Below are 17888 nucleotides of genomic sequence, written 5' to 3'. Positions count from 1 at the left end.
ACGCTAGTGGAGCGGTCGCAGAATGAAAAGGCGGGCGGCGGTTGGGGTGGACAACGAGGGAGCCTCCGGCGGGCATATTTTTATTCAAAAGAAAGGTGGGAACAGAATGTGAACACCTCTTTTGCTGTGCGGGGTTTTCCGCTATCTTGTGCCGCATGAGCCATTTTAGCGAAGATGATGCCTTTGAGGCTGCGGCCGTTCCGCTGAGCCGTCAGGCTATGGTGGGGCGGTCGGCGCCCTATCTGGAGGGGTTGAACCCTGCACAAAGGGCGGCTGTTGAGGCGCTAGAGGGGCCGGTCCTGATGCTTGCCGGGGCGGGGACGGGCAAGACCAAGGCTCTCATGACCCGATTGGCACACCTAGTGTTTACTGGCAGTGCGACTCCGAGAGAGATTTTGTGTGTGACGTTCACCAACAAAGCAGCCAAGCAAATGCGTGATCGGCTCGAGGTCGAGCCATTTGGTATCAAGACGCCGATGCAGTGGATGGGCACTTTCCATGCCATCTGTGTGAAGCAACTCCGTAGGCATGCCGAGATGGTCGGGTTGAAGTCGAACTTCACCATTTTGGACAGCGACGACCAGCTGCGGCTTATGAAACAATTAATTATTGCCGCAGGAATCGACGAAAAACGCTGGCCGCCGCGGATGCTGGCGGGGATTATTGATGGCTGGAAGAACCGTGCGTTAACCCCTGAAAATGTGCCGGTCGCGGACAGCGGTGCGTTCGACCACAAGGGAGTGGCGCTTTATGCGGCTTATCAACAACGGCTGCTGGAACTGAATGCCTGCGATTTTGGCGATCTGCTGCTGCACATGGTCACCATATTCCAAAACCATGAAGATATCCTGAACCAGTACCAACGCTGGTTCCGTTTCATACTGGTCGACGAATATCAGGATACAAACGTCGCCCAATATCTCTGGCTGCGGCTACTGGCGGGTGGGCACAAGAATATCTGTTGCGTGGGCGATGATGACCAGTCAATCTATGGTTGGCGTGGGGCCGAAGTGGGCAATATCCTGCGGTTTGAAAAGGATTTTCCCGGCGCAACTGTTGTCCGGTTGGAGCAGAATTACCGATCTACAGCGCATATTCTTGCCGCTGCATCCGGTGTCATTGCCGCCAATAAGGGCCGTTTGGGCAAGACGCTGTTCACGGAAGCCGAGGGCGGCGAGAAGGTGCGGTTGATTGGGCATTGGGATGGTGAGGAAGAGGCGCGCTGGATCGGGGAAGAGGCGGAAGCCTTGCAGCGCGGTACGCGAGGATTGGATGGTAAGTCGCTGGATGATATGGCGATTTTGGTCCGGGCCAGTCATCAGATGCGGGCCTTTGAAGATCGGTTCTTAACCATAGGGCTGCCCTATCGCGTGATCGGCGGGCCGCGGTTTTACGAACGGATGGAGATCCGCGATGCAATGGCCTATTTCCGGCTGGCCGTCAGCCCCGACAATGATCTGGCGTTTGAGCGGATCGTAAATACGCCTAAGCGGGGACTAGGGGAAAAATCCGTCGCCAAGATACTGCGTACCGCGCGTGAAAACGGCATGATCAACTTGGATGGTGCAGCCTCTTGTCTTGAGAGTGGTGAGATAAAGGGAGCTGGCGCCAAAGAACTACGAGTCTTCATCGATGTCGTTGAATTTTGGCAGCAGTTGCAAAGGTACGGGGGGCAGGAGCATCGCGCGAAAGAATGTATAGAAAACGCTGAGATAGCGGAAGAAGAAGCCGTGCTTCTTCAGCAGCGAATTGACGCGCTTAGAGATGAACTGCCGGAGTACGAAGCAGGCCGAGAGAAGCACCTAGCGCGCCTAAATGCTTTGATTGAAGAGTTTGAGAGGCAAACAAAATTAGCCCAACATATGCGACTTGGTGCTGAGGCAATTCTTGGCAATCATATTGCCTTTGCAGAGCTCATACTCGATCAGTCGGGCTACATCAAAATGTGGCAAAACGACAAGACGCCAGAGGCACCGGGGCGGCTGGAGAACCTCAAGGAACTGGTCAAGGCGCTGGAGAATTTCGACAACCTGCAAGGGTTCCTGGAACACGTCGCGTTGATCATGGACAACGAATCCGAGGATGCCGAAGAAAAGATCAGCATCATGACGCTTCATGCAGCTAAGGGTTTGGAATTCCCTGTTATTTTCCTGCCCGGATGGGAAGATGGGCTGTTCCCCAGTCAGCGCAGTATGGATGAGAGCGGGCTGAAGGGGCTAGAGGAAGAGCGCAGGCTGGCCTATGTCGGCATCACCCGCGCGGAAGAGATTTGCACGATAAGTTTCGCAGCAAACAGAAGGGTTTACGGGCAATGGCAGTCGGCGATGCCATCGCGTTTCATAGACGAATTGCCCCCCGAAAATGTCGAGGTTTTGACGCCGCCGGGGCTTTATGGCGGGGGCTTTGGTGCGGCGGGGATGTCGGCAAGTGCCAGCCCCGCGATGCAGGGCGCGATGGGATCGGACCTGCATGAAAAGGCCGCAAAATCAGATGTTTACAATTCTCCGGGGTGGCGGCGGTTGCAGAACCGAAGCCAGCAGCGCGGCATGTCGATGCCCGGTGAGGCACGCAATATGACGATTGATCTGGACGCGGTCAGCGCGTTCACCACGGGCGACCGGGTGTTCCACCAAAAGTTTGGCTATGGTCAAGTGGTTGGAATCGAAGGGGATAAACTGGATATCGACTTTGAAAAGGCGGGGTCCAAGAAGGTCGTGGCGCGGTTTGTGGTGAATGCAGATGCCGCCGACGACGTGCCGTTTTAGCCCGCTTGCCGATTAACACACCGCGCCAAAGGCGGCCGTTAACCAAACCAGACGGGGTAAAGGGTTAACACCAAAAGAAGCGCCATTGCCCCGTTAAAAAGCCGCAACCGACCCGGGCGTGACAAGAGTCGCTTGAGCTGCGTCCCAAGCGTGGCCCAGAGGGTAATCGACGGAAAATTGGTCATCGCAAAGACACCCGCCACCAACACCACGGGCCCCAGACTGCCGTCGCCGGGGGTGAAATTGGAGATGGCCGTCAGTGCCATGTACCACGCCTTGGGGTTGACCCATTGAAAGGCGGCGGCTTGCAGAAAGGTGAAGGGCTTGCCACGCGCTTCGCCCGTCCGGGGCGGTGCAGCGGTGGCAATTTTCCAAGCAAGATAAAGAAGATAGAGCGTTGAGATCAGTTGCATGACCGTCTGCGCGACAGGGTAGAGCTCAAAAATCTGCCCCAGACCCAATCCGACGAGGGTGACCATAAAAGCGTGGCCCAAGGAGATCCCCAACATATGCGGGATCGTGCGCCGGAACCCGAAATTGGCACCAGAGGCCATCAACATCAGGTTGTTTGGACCGGGGGTGGCAGAGCTGACAAAGGCAAAGCCGATCAGGGCAATCAAGAGGTCATAGGTCATTGCGCAATCCTACATCGCAATAGGCGCGATGAAATTGCATTCTGTGTGAAATTCGTGCTAGTTGTGCAACCTATGTTGAAAATTGACGAAATTGGCGCGCAAATATTGCGTGAATTGACCCGCGATGGGCGGATCAGCAACTTGGTGCTGGCTGAAAAAGTCGGGCTGTCGCCCTCGGCCTGTTCACGGCGCGTCACCGAGATGGAGCGGGCGGGGATCATTAAGGGTTACCTCGCACGTTTGGACCCGATGCACACCGGGCAGGCCTATGTCGTCTATGTTGCGGTGGGTCTGGCAGAGCATACCAAGTCTGCGCAATTCACCTTTGAGCGCGCGATGAAAGCCGCACCTGAGGTCACAGAATGCCACAATGTGGCGGGCGCGTTCGAATATATGCTGCGCGTCGAGGTCGAAGACCTGCCATCTTACAAAGCCTTTCATACCAATACCTTGGGGACCGTTCCGCATGTGAGGTCGATCACCAGCTATATGGTCATGGGCAGCCCAAAGGACCTGCGGAGTTAACGCCAGTTCCGTTAACCCTGTTCTGGCACAATGGGTTAATCCGCGCATCCGGTGCACAAAGCATGCACATTGCATGCATATCCAAATGTGAACATGCGTTAAGGCTGGGGCGTCAGATCAGTGGTTGTGCCTCGGGGCGGTATCAGAACAGGGTCGGATTTTCGCACTCCCCAAAAAGAAACGGCGATGCGCGGGAGGAGGTGCACATCGCCGTTCTTATTGGTGGCGCATTCCCCCGGGAGGAGGTGGGAGTTTGCGCCGGTGTCATCGAAACCAGCCAGGGAGGAGGTTGGTGGCTTCGACCAACGGGCTTGCGCCGGGAGGAGGTGGCGGGCCCGTATTCTGTTTTGACAAGAATGGCGGCTCCGGGAGGAGGTGGAGCCGCCACCTTGTGTCTGGCCTGGCCGGATCAGGGAGGAGGTTGACCGGTCAGGCACTGGTCAGGACTGCCGCGGGAGGAGGTGCAGCAGGCCCGATGCGGTCGGCTTACTTGCCGTAGGCAGCTTCGTAAGCGACGGCCTTGATCGACGCGCGGCTGATGCCGAGGTCGGCCAGCTCGCGGCTGGACAGGGTTTCAAGTTCGGCCACGGTTGTGCGGAAGACTTTCCGCTTGGCGGAGGCTTCTGCCCACTGCGCCCGGAAGTCTGCGAATTTTTCGGCCAGCGACAGGCCAGCGGTGTTTGTGTTTGTATATGCCATCATGCGTCTCTTTTCATTCTTCACTGCGTTGCGCCGTATTGCGCCTCGTGGACCAGATTTAGGGATATGCTGCGATTGCACAATGCATGATGCTGCAATGCGGCTATGCACCAAGTGCATGATGACCAAGGGTAAATCTTCAAAATGCTGACACAATAGGCAGAATCGCCGCGAGGCCTTGCGGTTTGCATGTGTCTCAACGATGTTGCCTTGCGTTTGGGCGTTCAGCAAAGAGGCGATCATGGCAGAGAAAAACGACATTCTGGCGGCTTTGGCCCGCGTTGGCCTGCCCGATGGCGGCGATTTGGTGAGCCGCGATATGATCCGCGCGCTGACGGTCGAGGGTGACGCCGTGCGGTTTGTCATCGAAGCGCCGGATGCGGCCATGGCCGCCCGGATGGAGCCCGTCCGGCAGGCCGCCGAACAGGCGGTTATCGGGTTGGGCGCAGCACAGGTGAGCGTCATTCTGACGGCACATGGTCCGGCGCCCAAGCCGCAACAGGCGCCGCCAAGCCTGAAGGTCGGCCGGCATCCGGAACCACAGGCGGGGCCGAGCAAGCCTGCGGGCGTGGACCGGATTATTGCCATCGGGTCCGGCAAGGGCGGGGTGGGTAAATCCACCGTGTCCAGCAATCTTGCCGTCGCCTTGGCCAGGGAAGGGCGGCGCGTGGGGCTGTTGGATGCCGATATTTACGGTCCCAGCCAGCCGCGCATGATGGGTGTCAACAAGCGCCCCGGCAGCCCCGATGGCAAGACGATCATCCCGTTGCAGGCGCATGGGGTCACGATGATGTCGATTGGGCTGATGGTGGACCCCGACAAGGCCGTGGTCTGGCGCGGGCCGATGCTGATGGGGGCGCTGCAACAGATGCTGGGGCAGGTGGAATGGGGCGAACTGGACGTGTTGCTGGTCGATCTGCCGCCCGGCACGGGGGATGTGCAGTTGACGCTGTGCCAAAAGACGCAGCTGACCGGCGCGCTGGTGGTCAGCACGCCGCAGGATGTGGCCCTGCTGGATGCGCGCAAGGCGCTGGACATGTTCAAGACGCTGCACACACCGGTGCTGGGGCTGATCGAGAACATGTCGCAGTTTGTCTGCCCGGATTGTGGTGCGACCCACGACATCTTTGGTGCGGGCGGGGTTGAGGCGGAAGCCGCGCGCATTGGCGCGCCGTTCCTGGGCAGCTTGCCGATTGATCTGGACACCCGGCTGGCCGGGGATGCGGGCACGCCTGTGGCCGCAGGCGATGGGCCGATGGCAGAGGCCTATGCCGCGCTGGCAAGGCGTTTCATCGCGGGCGGCATGGCATGATCCGCGCCGCTGCGCCCAGCGATCACGATGCGATCTGGGCGCTACTGGAGCCGGTGTTTCGCGCAGGCGAGACCTATGCCGTGGATCCAGCGATCAGCCGGGATGATGCGCTGGCCTATTGGACGGGGGGTGCTGCTTGTTATGTGACCGAGGTGGATGGGGCCATTGTTGGCACCTATTACATCCGCACCAACCAGCCCGGCGGCGGCGCGCATGTCTGCAATTGCGGATATGTCGTCGGGGACGCCGCGCGGGGGCGTGGGCTGGCCGGGCAGATGTGCGAGGCCAGTCAGGAACAGGCCCGCGCGCTGGGTTATCGCGCCATGCAGTTCAACTTTGTCTTGGCCAGCAATGCAGGCGCTGTGCGGTTGTGGCGTCGGCTGGGGTTTGAGACGGTCGGCACGATCCCGGCGGCGTTCGATCATCCCAAGCTGGGTATGGTGGATGCCTACGTGATGTATAAACAGTTCAAGTAGTGTCGAAAATCACCCCTGCGCCGCCCAATTGAGGCCGAAATTCCTGTGCAGGCTTGTCCCAAGTAAAAGGGGCAGGAGCAGGCCGCATGGAATTGAAAGAGATCATTTTGGGCGCCGTTTCGCTTTGCGCGGTGGTCATGCTTGGCACCGGGGCAGGGCTGAAAGAGCTGGGGCTGGTTGGTCCGAATGGTGCCTTTGGCGGCGGTGGTCTGTCGATTGGCGGCAGCATCAATGACCGCGCTGACGACAATCTGCTGCATTGGGATTTGTCGATGGGCAAGCTGCACCCCAAGGGGATTGCCACCACTGACGGCTATGCATTGATCCGGCAAGTGGCGGTCGCGCATCCCGGTGAGACGCGGCAGGAACCAAGCGGCATTGTGCCGTTGGTCGCGGATGATTGCACCGCGCGCGCGCCCGCACCCGGCGAGGTTGTTGCCAGTGTTTATGGTGCGGTCAGCTATTTCGAGAGCGGCATTCACGCAATCACACACGATCAGCTGGCCTATCAGGCGGAGAACTGGCTGGAAGATCAGGTCAGAAACCTGAGCAAGCCGCGCCCGTTGCCGAGCGGGCGGCTGCAGACGATGGATATTGTCGATGTCTATGTCACCGATACCCGCGCGCCGGTCTATCTGATCCTGCAAAGCGACGGCAACGGGCTGGCGTGGAATCTGCAACTGGCGCCGGGTGTGGAGCTGGCGCAAGTGACGGTGATCGCGCAGCAGACGGTGGGCGTGGCCAATGTGCCGGACGGCGTGCCGATTGATCTGATCGGAACCGGTTGCGGTGTAGATGTCACGCGGATGCCGCGTCCGCAGTGGGATTTTGTGGAAAACACCCGCAACGGGATTGGCGATCAGGACCTTCTGGATCAGCATTATGCGCGGGCCGGGGCCTATGCCGATTGGTTCTATGGCGTCTTTGGCGTGGGGCCAGAGCAGGCAACAGCCGGGTTCGGCAAACAGTCTTATGTGTTGGCGGGGCCGATGCCGGCCGCGGACGCCTTGATTGATTACACGCCGATGGGTGTGCTGCATCTGACCGAAACCGCGTTGGTGCTGGAAGGTTCGCGCAGCGAGCGACAGGCAAAGCGGGACGCTGCGATAGAAGAGATTCTGGTCTCTGCAATCAACGGGCCGGTCAGTGATCTGCAATATACGCAACCGATGCTGCGTGACGGCGTGACCTTGCAGGGGGATCAGTGATGTTGTTTTTTCGTATTCTGCAGTTTCTGGTTGGTGGTCTGTTCCTGAGCGCGCTCGCGTTTTTTGCCGTCGTCACCTTTGGTACGGGGCAGGGCGAGGTGGCCCAAGCGCAAGAGGGGCCAGCGGTTGAACGGCGCGACCAGTTGGAAGAGGCTATTCTGGCGGACCGGCCAGAGGGTGAGGGGCTGAGCTTTCTGGAAAACCTGATCGTGACGGTGACCGGCAAGGCGATCACGGCTGTTGAAGACGCAGAGGCCGAGGGTGTGTTGGACGTGGCGACGCTGAACCGGGAGCATGTGGTCGAGATTGACCAGTTTGTCCATCTGGCCGATTTGATACCTGCGGGAATGATGTCGCCGCCAGAGGTGGACCGAGATACTTTTGCGCTGGCGCAAGTGCCGCGCTATTTGCGCGAACGCGAGTGCCCGCTGTTGTTGGAAGAACTGGCAGTGGCTTGCCAAGTGCTGAGCGCGCGGGTGTCGGCGGAAGAGGACAACATCTATCAAGTCGATGCCAAGATCGCATTTGTCGCAGAGGCCGCGCCGGGCGATGTACCGCTGGTCGAAAACCTGCGCACGGTGGCAGAATGGTTTGACGTTTATGATGGCGAGCGTCCGCGCGGCGACCGCGCCGATCAGGACGCGGTGCGCCGCCTGAGCTATGCGCAGGTCGTCACGCAATGCGCGGCCCTGCGTGAGACTTACGGCAATTGCGTGGTCGAAGAGGTGGACGTGAATTTCCGCCGGAACGACGCAACCCCAGAGGCAGAGCGGGTCTTTGTGCGGGTCAAAGTCTCTGCGATCGTGCCGGGGTCTGACAGCTAGTCCCAGTTGGGAATTCACGGAATCGATTGGTTCGGGCCGAATCAAATCGTGTGAATCGCATGGTTTTACCGGCGTGCGCGGGGTCTTATGGCCCCGTTATTGCCGTTGGGGCGGGGGATTTCGAAAAAAGTTGGGATTTTTGTGTCGGTGTGTGAATCGCGAGAGCGTGAGCGCATGTTGATCGGCAACTTCTTGCTGGCACAACATGTAGTGTCACGCGTCGCGGAGATCTAGATTTGGTGGTGTCTGGCGATCGCACAGATTCACGTTAGTTCACAAAAATCCCAGAAAAGTGTGGACAGAACCATGTGGTTCCGGCACAAAGAGTGCACGGTAACGACGGGCAAACGATCAAAGGGACGACAAGATCCCAACCGGCAAAAGTCAGGTTTCATACAGGCCCCCGAATTACTGAACAAAGAGATCCGGCGCGCGAGCGAGCAGACATCCCCCCAGGTGGCGCGCGCAGCTGGACTAGCCCCCACGGGGCAGAGGGCGGCGGATTGAGCAGTGGCAGCAGCTCAATCCGCCGTTTTCACATTCGAAGGACGAAACGAAAGACGGGACGTAAGTGGCACTGAAGTTTACAGGCGAACACACCCAAAAGGTGGACAGCAAGGGGCGCATGAGCGTGCCTGCTGATTTTCGTCGTGTGCTTGAAGGTGGCGATCCTGACTGGGCGGCTGGCCTGCCGATGAAGTGCCAGATTGTTTATGGTGACCACCTGGATGGGCGGTTGCAGGTCTATTCGGTGGCCGAATACGACAAGGTCATGGACCGGATCGAGGCGATGCCCGATAGCGACCCCAACAAGGACCACATCACGCATCTGATGATTACCCAGTCCGAGCCGCTGACAGTGGACAAGGACGGGCGCGCGGTGCTGCCGTTGAAGCGCCGCGAGAAGCTGGGTCTGACGGAAGGCGCGCTATCGTTCCGTGGCAGGTTGAGCCATTTTGAGATTTGGAAGGCCGAGGATTACGACGCCGAGGTGAGCGCACCGGTCCAGGACTTCCTGAGCGATAAGCCCAAGAACTTTAACCCGCTATCAATGGTGCCGTAGCGATGTCCACGTCAGCTGCCGCAGACAAAGCCCCACATATCCCGGTTCTGATCCGCGCAATCTTAGGCGCGGTTTCCCCTGTTCAGGGGGTCTGGCTGGATGGGACATTCGGGGCGGGCGGCTATACGCGGGAGTTTCTGCAAGCAGGGGCCGACAAGGTGATCGCGGTGGACCGTGATCCGCTGGCGTTCGAGATGGCCGAGGATTGGATCGGGGACTACGGCGACCGGATTGAACCCGTCGCAGGCACGTTTTCCAAGCTGGATGAGTATGGGTCTGATCTGGACGGTGTGGTGCTGGATCTGGGCGTGTCGTCGATGCAGTTGGATCTGGCAGAGCGCGGCTTTTCGTTCATGCGCGATGGGCCGCTGGATATGCGGATGAGCCAGGAAGGGCCATCAGCGGCGGACCTCTGCAATGAGGCGAGCGAGGCGGAACTGGCTGATATCATTTACCTTTATGGCGAGGAACGCGCGAGCCGCCGGATCGCCAAGGCAATTGTGAAGGCGCGGCCGGTGACCACCACGGGGGAATTGGCCAAGATTGTCGAGGGGTGTTTGCCGCGTCCCAAGCCGAACCAGAGCCACCCCGCCACGCGCACTTTTCAAGCGTTGCGGATCGCGGTGAATGACGAATATGGCGAGTTGTGGCAGGGGCTGATGGCAGCGGAACGCGCGCTGAAGCCCGGCGGGCAATTGGCGGTGGTGACGTTTCATTCGGTCGAGGACCGGATGGTCAAGCGGTTCATTCAGGCGCGCGCGGGCAAGACCGCCAACGCCAACCGCTATGCGCCCGAGACCGAAAAAGAGGCGGCGGCCTTTACGGTCAAAAGCCGCAAGGCGATTGGGCCGGACGCAGAAGAACTTGCGATGAATCCACGCAGCAGGTCAGCCAAGCTGCGGGTGGCGGTGCGCACGGATGCGCCCGCCGAGGCGATAGACCCGAAACAATTGGGCATGCCGATGATGAGGGGCGGGAAATGAAGGCGTTGTTTTATGTTTTGGCCGCGTTTGCGGTGATGGGGCTGGGGTTCTGGGCCTATCAGGAAAACTATAAGACCCAGCAGGCGATCAAGCATGTGCGCGGGCTACATGGCGAGATTGGCGCGGCACACGAGCGGCTGGGGATGTTGCGGGCGGAATGGGCCTATCTGAACCGGCCCGACCGGCTGGCCGATCTGGCAGAGCTGAACTTTGATCGGTTGGGGCTGCTGCCGCTGATGCCCGATGCCTTTGGGAACGTCAGCCAGATCATCTATCCGCTGCCCGATATTCTGCCGATCACCGACCCGATTGATGTGCGTTCCGTCACGATTACAGAGGATGACCCGCTATGATCCGCACGCCGCTGCGCCCGCTGGCCCGTATCCTGAAAGCCCGCGAAGTGGGCGAAAACCCCGACGCCATCGAGGCGGAAAACCTTGCGCGCCGCCATGAAGAGATGCGCGACAAGGCCCGGTTTCGGGCTGAGGGGCGGTTGCTGGTGCTGGGGGGCGTGTTCTTTAGCGCGTTCCTGACAATTGGGGCGCAGATGGGGGCGCTGGCGTCATCAGTGCCGGAAGAACCGCGCGCGCGCACGGTGGGCAATCCGATCATTGGGCAAAGGTCCGATATCGTGGACCGCAACGGGCGGATTCTGGCGACGAATTTGCAGACCCATAGCCTTTATGCGCAGCCGCCGCAGATGGTGGACCCGCGCGCCGCCGCCGAAGGGTTGGCCGCGATTTTCCCTGAAATGGATGTCGAAGAACTCTATAAGGATTTCACCGGCAGCCGGAAATTCTTGTGGATTCGCAAGCAGATAAGCCCAGAGCAGATGCAGTTGGTGCATGACATCGGCAGCCCCGGTTTGCTTTTTGGTCCGCGCGAGATGCGGCTTTATCCCAACGGGCCGATTGCCGCGCATGTCATGGGCGGTGCGTCTTATGGGCGCGAGGGCGTGTCGAGTGCTGAGGTGATTGGTGTCGCGGGTGTCGAACGTCGGTTTGACGACTATCTGCGCGATCCGGCCAATGAAGGTGCCCCGCTGGAGTTGTCACTGGACCTGACCGTGCAAGCGGCGGCCGAAGAGGTGCTGGACGGCGGGATGCGGATCATGAACGCCAAGGGTGCAGCCAGCGTCTTGATGGATATTCACACCGGCGAGGTCATTTCGATGGTCAGCCTGCCGGATTTTGACCCGAACAACCGGCCGCAGGTGCTGACGCAGGGCGATCAGAGCGACAGCCCGCTCTTTAACCGCGCGGTGCAGGGGGTCTATGAGCTTGGCTCGACCTTCAAGATCTTTGCCGTAGCACAGGCGATTGATTTGGGTCTGGTGAATGCCAACACGATGATCGACACCAAGGGCCCGCTGACCTGGGGCCGGTTCCGGATTCGGGATTTCCACGACTATGGCCCGGAATTGTCGGCCACGGATGTGATTGTGAAGTCGTCCAACATTGGCACGGCGCGGATTGCGATGATGGTTGGCGGCGCGCGGCAAAAGGAATTCCTGGGCGAGCTTGGGTTCCTGGAAGCGACCCCGGTGGAAATGCAGGAGGCGCCCAGCGGTGCGCCGCTGTTCCCCCGTCAGTGGTCTGAAATCTCAACGATGACAATCTCTTACGGGCATGGGTTGTCGTCGTCACCGCTGCATCTGGCGGCGGGCTATGCCAGTTTGCTGAATGGCGGAACACGGGTGGAACCGACGTTGCTCAAGCAGGATCGCGCGCAAGCGGGGCCGCAGGTGGTCAGCCCGCAGGTCAGCCGGATCGCGCGCGAGATGTTGCGGCAGGTGGTGGTGCGTGGCACGGCCTCTTTCGGGGAGGTGCCGGGCTACGAGGTCGGCGGCAAGACCGGGACAGCGGATAAGCCCAAGGAAAACGGTGGCGGTTACTATGATGACAAGGTGATTGCGACGTTTGCCAGCGTCTTTCCGGCCAATGATCCGCAATATGTGTTGATCGTCACGCTGGATGAACCCAGCGAGACCAGCGGTGACAAGCCGCGCCGCACCGCCGGTTGGACGGCTGTGCCGGTGGCCGCAGAGATGATCCGCCGGGTGGCCCCACTGTTGGGTGTACGTCCGCAGATTGAAAGTCTGGAACCGGTCGGTGTAACACTCACCTCAAACTGAGGGGTGGTCATGGGCAAGACATCATCATTGGCAGAGCTGGGGCTGACCGCGCAGGGCGGGCGCGAGGCGCAGATCAGCGGCATTGCGGTGGACAGCCGCGCGGTGCGGCCCGGGTACCTGTTTGCGGCGATGCCCGGCACGGTGGTGCATGGTGCGACCTTTGTGGCGCAGGCGGTGGAAGACGGGGCCGTGGCGGTGCTGACCGATGCCAAGGGGGCCGCGTTGATCGACGTCGACGTGGCGGTGGTTGTGGCGCAGGACCCACGTGCGGCCTTGGCGCAGACTGCAAGCCTATGGTTTGGCCCGCATCCCGGAACGGTGGTGGCGGTCACGGGGACCAACGGCAAGACCTCGGTGTCGACGTTTACACGGCAGATCTGGGAGGCGCTGGGGCTGGCAGCGGTCAACCTTGGCACCACGGGTGTTGAGGGCGCATGGGCCTATCCGCTGAAGCATACCACGCCCGAACCTGTCACATTGCACAAGGTCTTGGCTGAGGCTGAGGCCAATGAGATCACGCATGTGGCCATGGAGGCGTCCAGCCACGGGCTGGACCAGCGGCGGCTTGACGGGGTGTTGTTGACGGCGGCGGGGTTCACGAATTTCACCCAGGACCATCTGGATTATCACGCGACGTTTGAGGCGTATTTCGACGCCAAGATGGGGCTGTTTACGCGGGTGCTGTCAGAGGACGGTGTGGCCGTCGTCAACATGGATGATCCCAAGGGGCCGGATGTGGCCTCATTGTGCGAATACCGCGGGCAAGAGGTGATCGGCGTGGGCCGGGCAGAGGGGTGCCGGTTGCGCCTGTTGGGCCAGCGGTTTGACGCCACGGGTCAGGACGTGCGGTTTAGCTGGCAGGACCGGCCCTATCAGGCGCGTCTGGATCTGATGGGTGGGTTTCAGGCGGAAAACGTGCTGCTGGCGGCTGGATTGGCGATTGCGGCAGGCGCGATCCCCGGTGATGTGTTCAGCGTACTGCCAGAGCTGACCACGGTCAGGGGCCGGATGGAGCTGGCTGCGACTCGCGAAAACGGGGCGGCGGTGTTTGTAGATTATGCTCATACACCCGATGCGGTCGAAACTGCGCTGCGCGCGCTGCGGCCGCATGTGATGGGCAAGCTGATTGTGATTGTGGGCGCAGGCGGTGACCGCGACGCAGGCAAGCGGCCGCTGATGGGCCGTGCGGCGGCGGATCAGGCGGATGTGGTGATTGTCACCGACGACAACCCGCGCAGCGAAGACCCCGCCGGCATCCGCGCCGCGGTGATGGCCGGTGCGGTTGAGGGCGATTGTGAGCAGGTCTTTGAAGTGGGCGACCGGGCCGAAGCAATCCTGCGCGGCATTGACGCGCTGGGGGCCGGGGACGCGCTGTTGATCGCGGGCAAGGGCCACGAAAGCGGGCAGATCGTGGGCGACACGGTGCTGCCGTTTGATGATGTGGAGCAAGCCAGCGTTGCCGTGGCCGCATTGGAGGGCCGGATATGAGCCTGTGGACAGCGGCAGAGGCGGCGGCGGCCACGGGCGGCACCACGACCGGGGACTGGCAGGCCAATGGTGTGTCGATTGATACCCGCACCATCGCGGAAGGTGATCTGTTCGTGGCGCTGACGGATGTGCGCGACGGGCATGAATTTGTGGCGATGGCCTTTGAAAAGGGGGCTGGGGCGGCACTTGTTACCCATCGGCCCGCGGGCGTGGCCGAAGATGCGCCGCTGTTGATCGTGGATGACGTGCTGGCGGCCTTGGGTGCGATGGGCACAGCCGCCCGCGCGCGGACGGATGCCCGGATCGTCGGGGTGACGGGTTCGGTGGGGAAAACCTCGACCAAGGAAATGCTGAGCTGCGTGTTGGCGCGGCAAGGGCGGACCCATGCCTCTGTCGCGAGTTACAACAACCATTGGGGCGTGCCGCTGACGCTGGCGCGAATGCCGCGCGACACCGAATATGCGGTGATCGAGATGGGGATGAGCAACCCCGGCGAGATCGCGCCCTTGTCGAAAATGACGCGGCCACATGTGGCGATGGTGACCACGGTGGCGGCGGCACATCTTGAGGCGTTTGACGATCTTGACGGGATCGCGCGCGAGAAGGCCAGCATTGTGGAGGGGTTGGAGCCGGGCGGCATTGCGGTGCTGAACGCCGATATTCCGACCGCGCCGATCTTAAGAAAATACGCGCAGGATCAAGGCTTTGCGATCCAAAGCTTTGGTAGCACCGCAACCGATTGGGCCTTGGGCATGGTGCGGGTCACGGATTCGGCCACGGTGATCGAGGCGACCCACCGCGACGATGCCTATCTGTTCAAACTGTCGCTGCCCGGACGGCACTTTGCGATGAATGCGCTGGGGGCCTTGGCGGTTTGCGAGGCTTTGGGCGCGGACCCGGCGATTGCGGCACAGGACATGGCCCTGTGGGTGCCGCCGCAAGGGCGCGGGTCGCGCAGCATCGTGGCGTTGGATGCAGGATCAGAGGATGAAACCATTGATCTGATTGACGATGCCTTTAACGCCAATCCGACGTCATTGTCCGCCGCACTCGAAGTGTTGGCGGCCGCGACCCCGGTTGATGGTGTCGGACGGATCGTCAAGGGCCGCCGCGTCGCGATTCTGGGCGATATGCTGGAACTTGGGCCGGACGAGGCGGCGATCCATGCGGGCCTTGCGGATGATCCGCACCTGCAGGCGCTGGAGTTGGTGCATTGCGTGGGTCCACGCATGAAACATTTGCATGATGTCCTGCCAGAGGCACAGCGCGGGCAGTGGTTCGCGGCGGCTGAGGCGGGGGCCAGTGCGGCCACCCAACTGGTGGATGCGGGCGATGTGGTGCTGGTGAAGGGGTCAAAGGGCAGCAAAGTCAGCCTGATTGTTGACGCCATTCGCAAACTCGGGCATCGCTGATTTAGATAAGAAACGAAGGGGCAGAGCGGATGTTGTATTGGTTGACAGCCTGGTCAGATGGCGGCGACTTTTTCAATCTGTTCCGGTACATCACGTTCCGCGCAGGTGGGGCGTTCATGACCTCGCTTTTGTTCGGGTTCATGTTCGGGCTGCCATTGATCAACGTCTTGCGGCGCAAACAGGGCAAGGGCCAGCCGATCCGCGACGACGGCCCAGAGGGTCATTTCGTCAAGGCGGGCACGCCGACGATGGGCGGATTGCTGATTGTGGGCGCGCTGACCACATCGACCTTGCTGTGGGCGCGGTGGGACAACCCTTATGTCTGGCTGGTGCTGTTTGTGACGTTGTCCTTTGCGCTGATTGGATTTGCCGATGATTATGCCAAGGTCAGCAAACAGAATACGGCCGGTGTGTCTGGTCGGGTGCGCATTTTGTTGGGGTTACTGATTGCCGGGATTGCGGGCTTTTGGGCGGCGCAATATCACCCCGAGGGATTGGTGAACCAGCTTGCCGTGCCGGTGTTCAAGGATACGCTGATCAACCTTGGTCTGCTGTTTGTGCCCTTTGCGGTCATCGTCATTGTAGGAGCCGCGAATGCGGTGAACCTGACGGATGGTCTGGACGGTCTGGCGATCATGCCGGTGATGATTGCCGCAGGCACATTCGGGATTATCGCCTATTTCGTGGGCCGCGTGGATTTTTCCGAGAGCCTTGGCCTGCACTATGTGCCCGGATCGGGTGAGATCTTGATCTTTGCCGCCGGGCTGATCGGCGGGGGCCTTGGTTTTCTGTGGTACAATGCGCCACCGGCTGCCGTGTTTATGGGGGACACAGGGTCATTGGCGTTGGGCGGCGCGCTGGGTGCGATTGCGGTGGCGACCAAGCACGAGATCGTTTTGGCGATTGTCGGCGGGTTGTTCGTGGTCGAGGCCCTGAGCGTGATCATTCAGGTGTTCTATTTCAAGGCCACGGGCAAGCGCGTGTTCCTGATGGCGCCGATCCACCACCACTACGAGAAAAAGGGTTGGGCGGAATCGACGATTGTGATCCGGTTCTGGATCATCAGCCTGATCCTGGCGATGATTGGTCTGGCGACGCTGAAGGTGCGGTAATGCCCCACGCAGAGATCAAGTATTCCGATGATTTGGCGATTGATCCCTACCGCATTCTGACCCGGATCGAAGAGGTCATTCAGGACCATGATCCCGGTGCGGGGGCCTGCAAGGGGCGGGCATACCCTGCAAGCGTGTCGCACCACAGTCACATCATGATTGATATCTCGCTTTTGTATAAGCCGCACCGCAACAGGGCGTTTCGGACCAAGCTGCTGGACGCGCTTGAAGTGGCGATCAAGCGCGAGATCCCGACGCCCTGCGCGTTTTCGCTGGGGCTGCGGTTCAACGAGGAATTCTATGTCACCAACACCCACTTTGGGGTCGGCAGATGACCGGGACGGTTGCTGATCTGGGCGGGATGTTGGCGGGGATGACGCCAACGCCGGTGCCGGGGGTGGTGCATTTCTGCAAGGTTGGATTTGACGATCCAAGGCTTGCGGAGCTCGCAACGCAGGCGCTGTGCACCTTTCGCGAGGTCGAGGATATGACGCTGATCCTGACGCAAGCACAGGCAGACGCGGCCGGTCTGGCGGGGGATCAGCCGATGGCGCAGATCACGTTGGGGGTCTATTCATCGCTGGAAGGTGTCGGGCTGACGGCGGCGGTGGCCACGGCGCTGGCCGAGGCCGGGATCGCCTGCAACATGGTGGCGGCCTTTCACCACGACCATGCCTTTGTGCCAGCAGCACAGGTGGACGATGCGATGGCCGTTTTGACGGCGATCTCATCGGCGGCGCGCGCCTAGATCGGCACTGAATCAAAGCCGCTATCCGGCTTTTCACCGTTCAGCCATGCGATGGCATCACTTTCCCGATCAAGGCCAAAGCTTTTGATGTCGATGCCCGGCAAGACAAAGCCTTCGAACTCTGCCGCGTTGCGCAGCCAGGTCGCATCACAGAGCACCGCACATTTGTCGATCTTGCCAAGCAGCGCAAAGAGCGACGGCAGGCGGCCAAACTCGACCATGAGCGCGCTGAGTGACGGCATTTCGAAGTCGGTGATGCGGTAGAGTACCTTGCCGTTTGTCATGTCGCCCGCCTCGGCGATCAGGCGGTCAAGGCCGGTGGCCATTTCGATGGATGAGACGCTGCCGGACAGGTCAATGTCGAGACGGTCGGCAGCGGGTTTTGAGATGCGTAGCATGGGGCCTCCTCCTCAATCAGTGTCGAAAGGGTAACCCGGACAGCGCAGGACGCACCTTGATCTGGCGCAAAGCGGGTGCGGTGGCTTGCATGGGCGGCAAAGGCGA

The 17888-nt window shown here is 60.5% G+C and carries 18 protein-coding genes; 15 read left to right on the top strand and 3 right to left on the bottom strand.

What is annotated here, in order from left to right; all coding sequences use genetic code 11:
• Nucleotides 1–155: 155 nt before the first annotated feature.
• The gene (locus AB3Y40_RS10385) at nt 156–2765 is read left to right on the top strand and encodes an ATP-dependent helicase (RefSeq protein ID WP_369439638.1); all 2610 of its coding nucleotides are present in this window, start codon (nt 156–158) and stop codon (nt 2763–2765) included.
• 38 nt (nt 2766–2803) lie between these two features.
• Here AB3Y40_RS10385 and AB3Y40_RS10380 read toward each other — a convergent pair whose 3' ends face one another.
• Entirely contained in the window at nt 2804–3400 is a 597-nt protein-coding gene (locus tag AB3Y40_RS10380; RefSeq protein ID WP_369438715.1) for a LysE family translocator, read from the bottom strand.
• 72 nt (nt 3401–3472) lie between these two features.
• On the opposite strand from AB3Y40_RS10380, the gene AB3Y40_RS10375 reads away from it, so the two are divergent.
• Nucleotides 3473–3925 carry an Lrp/AsnC family transcriptional regulator gene (locus tag AB3Y40_RS10375; RefSeq protein ID WP_369438714.1) on the top strand — a complete coding sequence of 151 codons (453 nt, stop codon included), beginning with the start codon at nt 3473–3475 and terminating at the stop codon, nt 3923–3925.
• Nucleotides 3926–4411: 486 nt separating this feature from the next.
• Here AB3Y40_RS10375 and AB3Y40_RS10370 read toward each other — a convergent pair whose 3' ends face one another.
• A complete protein-coding gene (locus AB3Y40_RS10370; RefSeq protein WP_369438713.1) occupies nt 4412–4624 on the bottom strand; it encodes a DUF1127 domain-containing protein in 213 nt (70 codons plus the stop codon).
• 241 nt (nt 4625–4865) lie between these two features.
• Here AB3Y40_RS10370 and AB3Y40_RS10365 point away from each other — a divergent pair, with 241 nt between their 5' ends.
• The 13 genes from AB3Y40_RS10365 to AB3Y40_RS10305 all read left to right on the top strand — a co-directional run bounded on the left by AB3Y40_RS10365 (nt 4866) and on the right by AB3Y40_RS10305 (nt 17384).
• A complete protein-coding gene (locus tag AB3Y40_RS10365) occupies nt 4866–5936 on the top strand; it encodes an Mrp/NBP35 family ATP-binding protein (RefSeq protein WP_459553978.1) in 1071 nt (356 codons plus the stop codon).
• Nucleotides 5933–6412 (top strand): GNAT family N-acetyltransferase, encoded by a 480-nt coding sequence (locus AB3Y40_RS10360; protein WP_369438712.1) that lies wholly within the window; start codon nt 5933–5935, stop codon nt 6410–6412. The genes AB3Y40_RS10365 and AB3Y40_RS10360 overlap by 4 nt, the downstream gene beginning before the upstream one ends.
• A gap of 86 nt (nt 6413–6498) precedes the next feature.
• Complete coding sequence (locus AB3Y40_RS10355; RefSeq protein WP_369438711.1) at nt 6499–7620, top strand: hypothetical protein; 1122 nt, start codon at nt 6499–6501, stop codon at nt 7618–7620.
• Nucleotides 7620–8444: a hypothetical protein gene (locus AB3Y40_RS10350; protein WP_369438710.1), complete on the top strand. Its 825-nt coding sequence runs from the start codon at nt 7620–7622 to the stop codon at nt 8442–8444. The genes AB3Y40_RS10355 and AB3Y40_RS10350 overlap by 1 nt, the downstream gene beginning before the upstream one ends.
• A gap of 571 nt (nt 8445–9015) precedes the next feature.
• Nucleotides 9016–9507: a division/cell wall cluster transcriptional repressor MraZ gene (locus AB3Y40_RS10345; RefSeq protein ID WP_369438709.1), complete on the top strand. Its 492-nt coding sequence runs from the start codon at nt 9016–9018 to the stop codon at nt 9505–9507.
• Between the two features lie 2 nt (nt 9508–9509).
• Nucleotides 9510–10490 (top strand): 16S rRNA (cytosine(1402)-N(4))-methyltransferase RsmH, encoded by a 981-nt coding sequence (gene rsmH, locus AB3Y40_RS10340; RefSeq protein ID WP_369438708.1) that lies wholly within the window; start codon nt 9510–9512, stop codon nt 10488–10490.
• Nucleotides 10487–10843, top strand: coding sequence for a cell division protein FtsL (gene ftsL, locus AB3Y40_RS10335; protein ID WP_369438707.1), 357 nt, complete (start codon nt 10487–10489; stop codon nt 10841–10843). The genes rsmH and ftsL overlap by 4 nt, the downstream gene beginning before the upstream one ends.
• A complete protein-coding gene (locus AB3Y40_RS10330) occupies nt 10840–12624 on the top strand; it encodes a peptidoglycan D,D-transpeptidase FtsI family protein (protein ID WP_369438706.1) in 1785 nt (594 codons plus the stop codon). Before ftsL ends, AB3Y40_RS10330 begins: the two co-directional genes overlap by 4 nt.
• A gap of 9 nt (nt 12625–12633) precedes the next feature.
• On the top strand, nt 12634–14112 hold the full coding sequence (locus AB3Y40_RS10325; protein ID WP_369438705.1) for a UDP-N-acetylmuramoyl-L-alanyl-D-glutamate--2,6-diaminopimelate ligase: 1479 nt from the start codon (nt 12634–12636) through the stop codon (nt 14110–14112).
• The gene (locus AB3Y40_RS10320; RefSeq protein ID WP_369438704.1) at nt 14109–15524 is read left to right on the top strand and encodes a UDP-N-acetylmuramoyl-tripeptide--D-alanyl-D-alanine ligase; all 1416 of its coding nucleotides are present in this window, start codon (nt 14109–14111) and stop codon (nt 15522–15524) included. Before AB3Y40_RS10325 ends, AB3Y40_RS10320 begins: the two co-directional genes overlap by 4 nt.
• A gap of 29 nt (nt 15525–15553) precedes the next feature.
• Nucleotides 15554–16636, top strand: a complete 1083-nt coding sequence (gene mraY, locus AB3Y40_RS10315; RefSeq protein WP_369438703.1) for a phospho-N-acetylmuramoyl-pentapeptide-transferase — start codon at nt 15554–15556, stop codon at nt 16634–16636.
• Nucleotides 16636–16971: a hypothetical protein gene (locus AB3Y40_RS10310; protein WP_369438702.1), complete on the top strand. Its 336-nt coding sequence runs from the start codon at nt 16636–16638 to the stop codon at nt 16969–16971. Before mraY ends, AB3Y40_RS10310 begins: the two co-directional genes overlap by 1 nt.
• Nucleotides 16968–17384, top strand: coding sequence for an ACT domain-containing protein (locus AB3Y40_RS10305; RefSeq protein ID WP_369438701.1), 417 nt, complete (start codon nt 16968–16970; stop codon nt 17382–17384). Before AB3Y40_RS10310 ends, AB3Y40_RS10305 begins: the two co-directional genes overlap by 4 nt.
• Here AB3Y40_RS10305 and AB3Y40_RS10300 read toward each other — a convergent pair.
• A complete protein-coding gene (locus AB3Y40_RS10300) occupies nt 17381–17782 on the bottom strand; it encodes a SpoIIAA family protein (protein WP_369438700.1) in 402 nt (133 codons plus the stop codon). The two genes, AB3Y40_RS10305 and AB3Y40_RS10300, sit on opposite strands and share 4 nt — an antisense overlap.
• Nucleotides 17783–17888 lie beyond the last annotated feature (106 nt).

It is taken from the genome of Yoonia sp. R2331 (assembly GCF_041103235.1).
GTDB lineage: Bacteria > Pseudomonadota > Alphaproteobacteria > Rhodobacterales > Rhodobacteraceae > CANMYO01.
The sequence above is the reverse complement of the archived record's forward strand: the minus strand, read 5'-3'. Positions and strand labels throughout refer to the sequence as shown.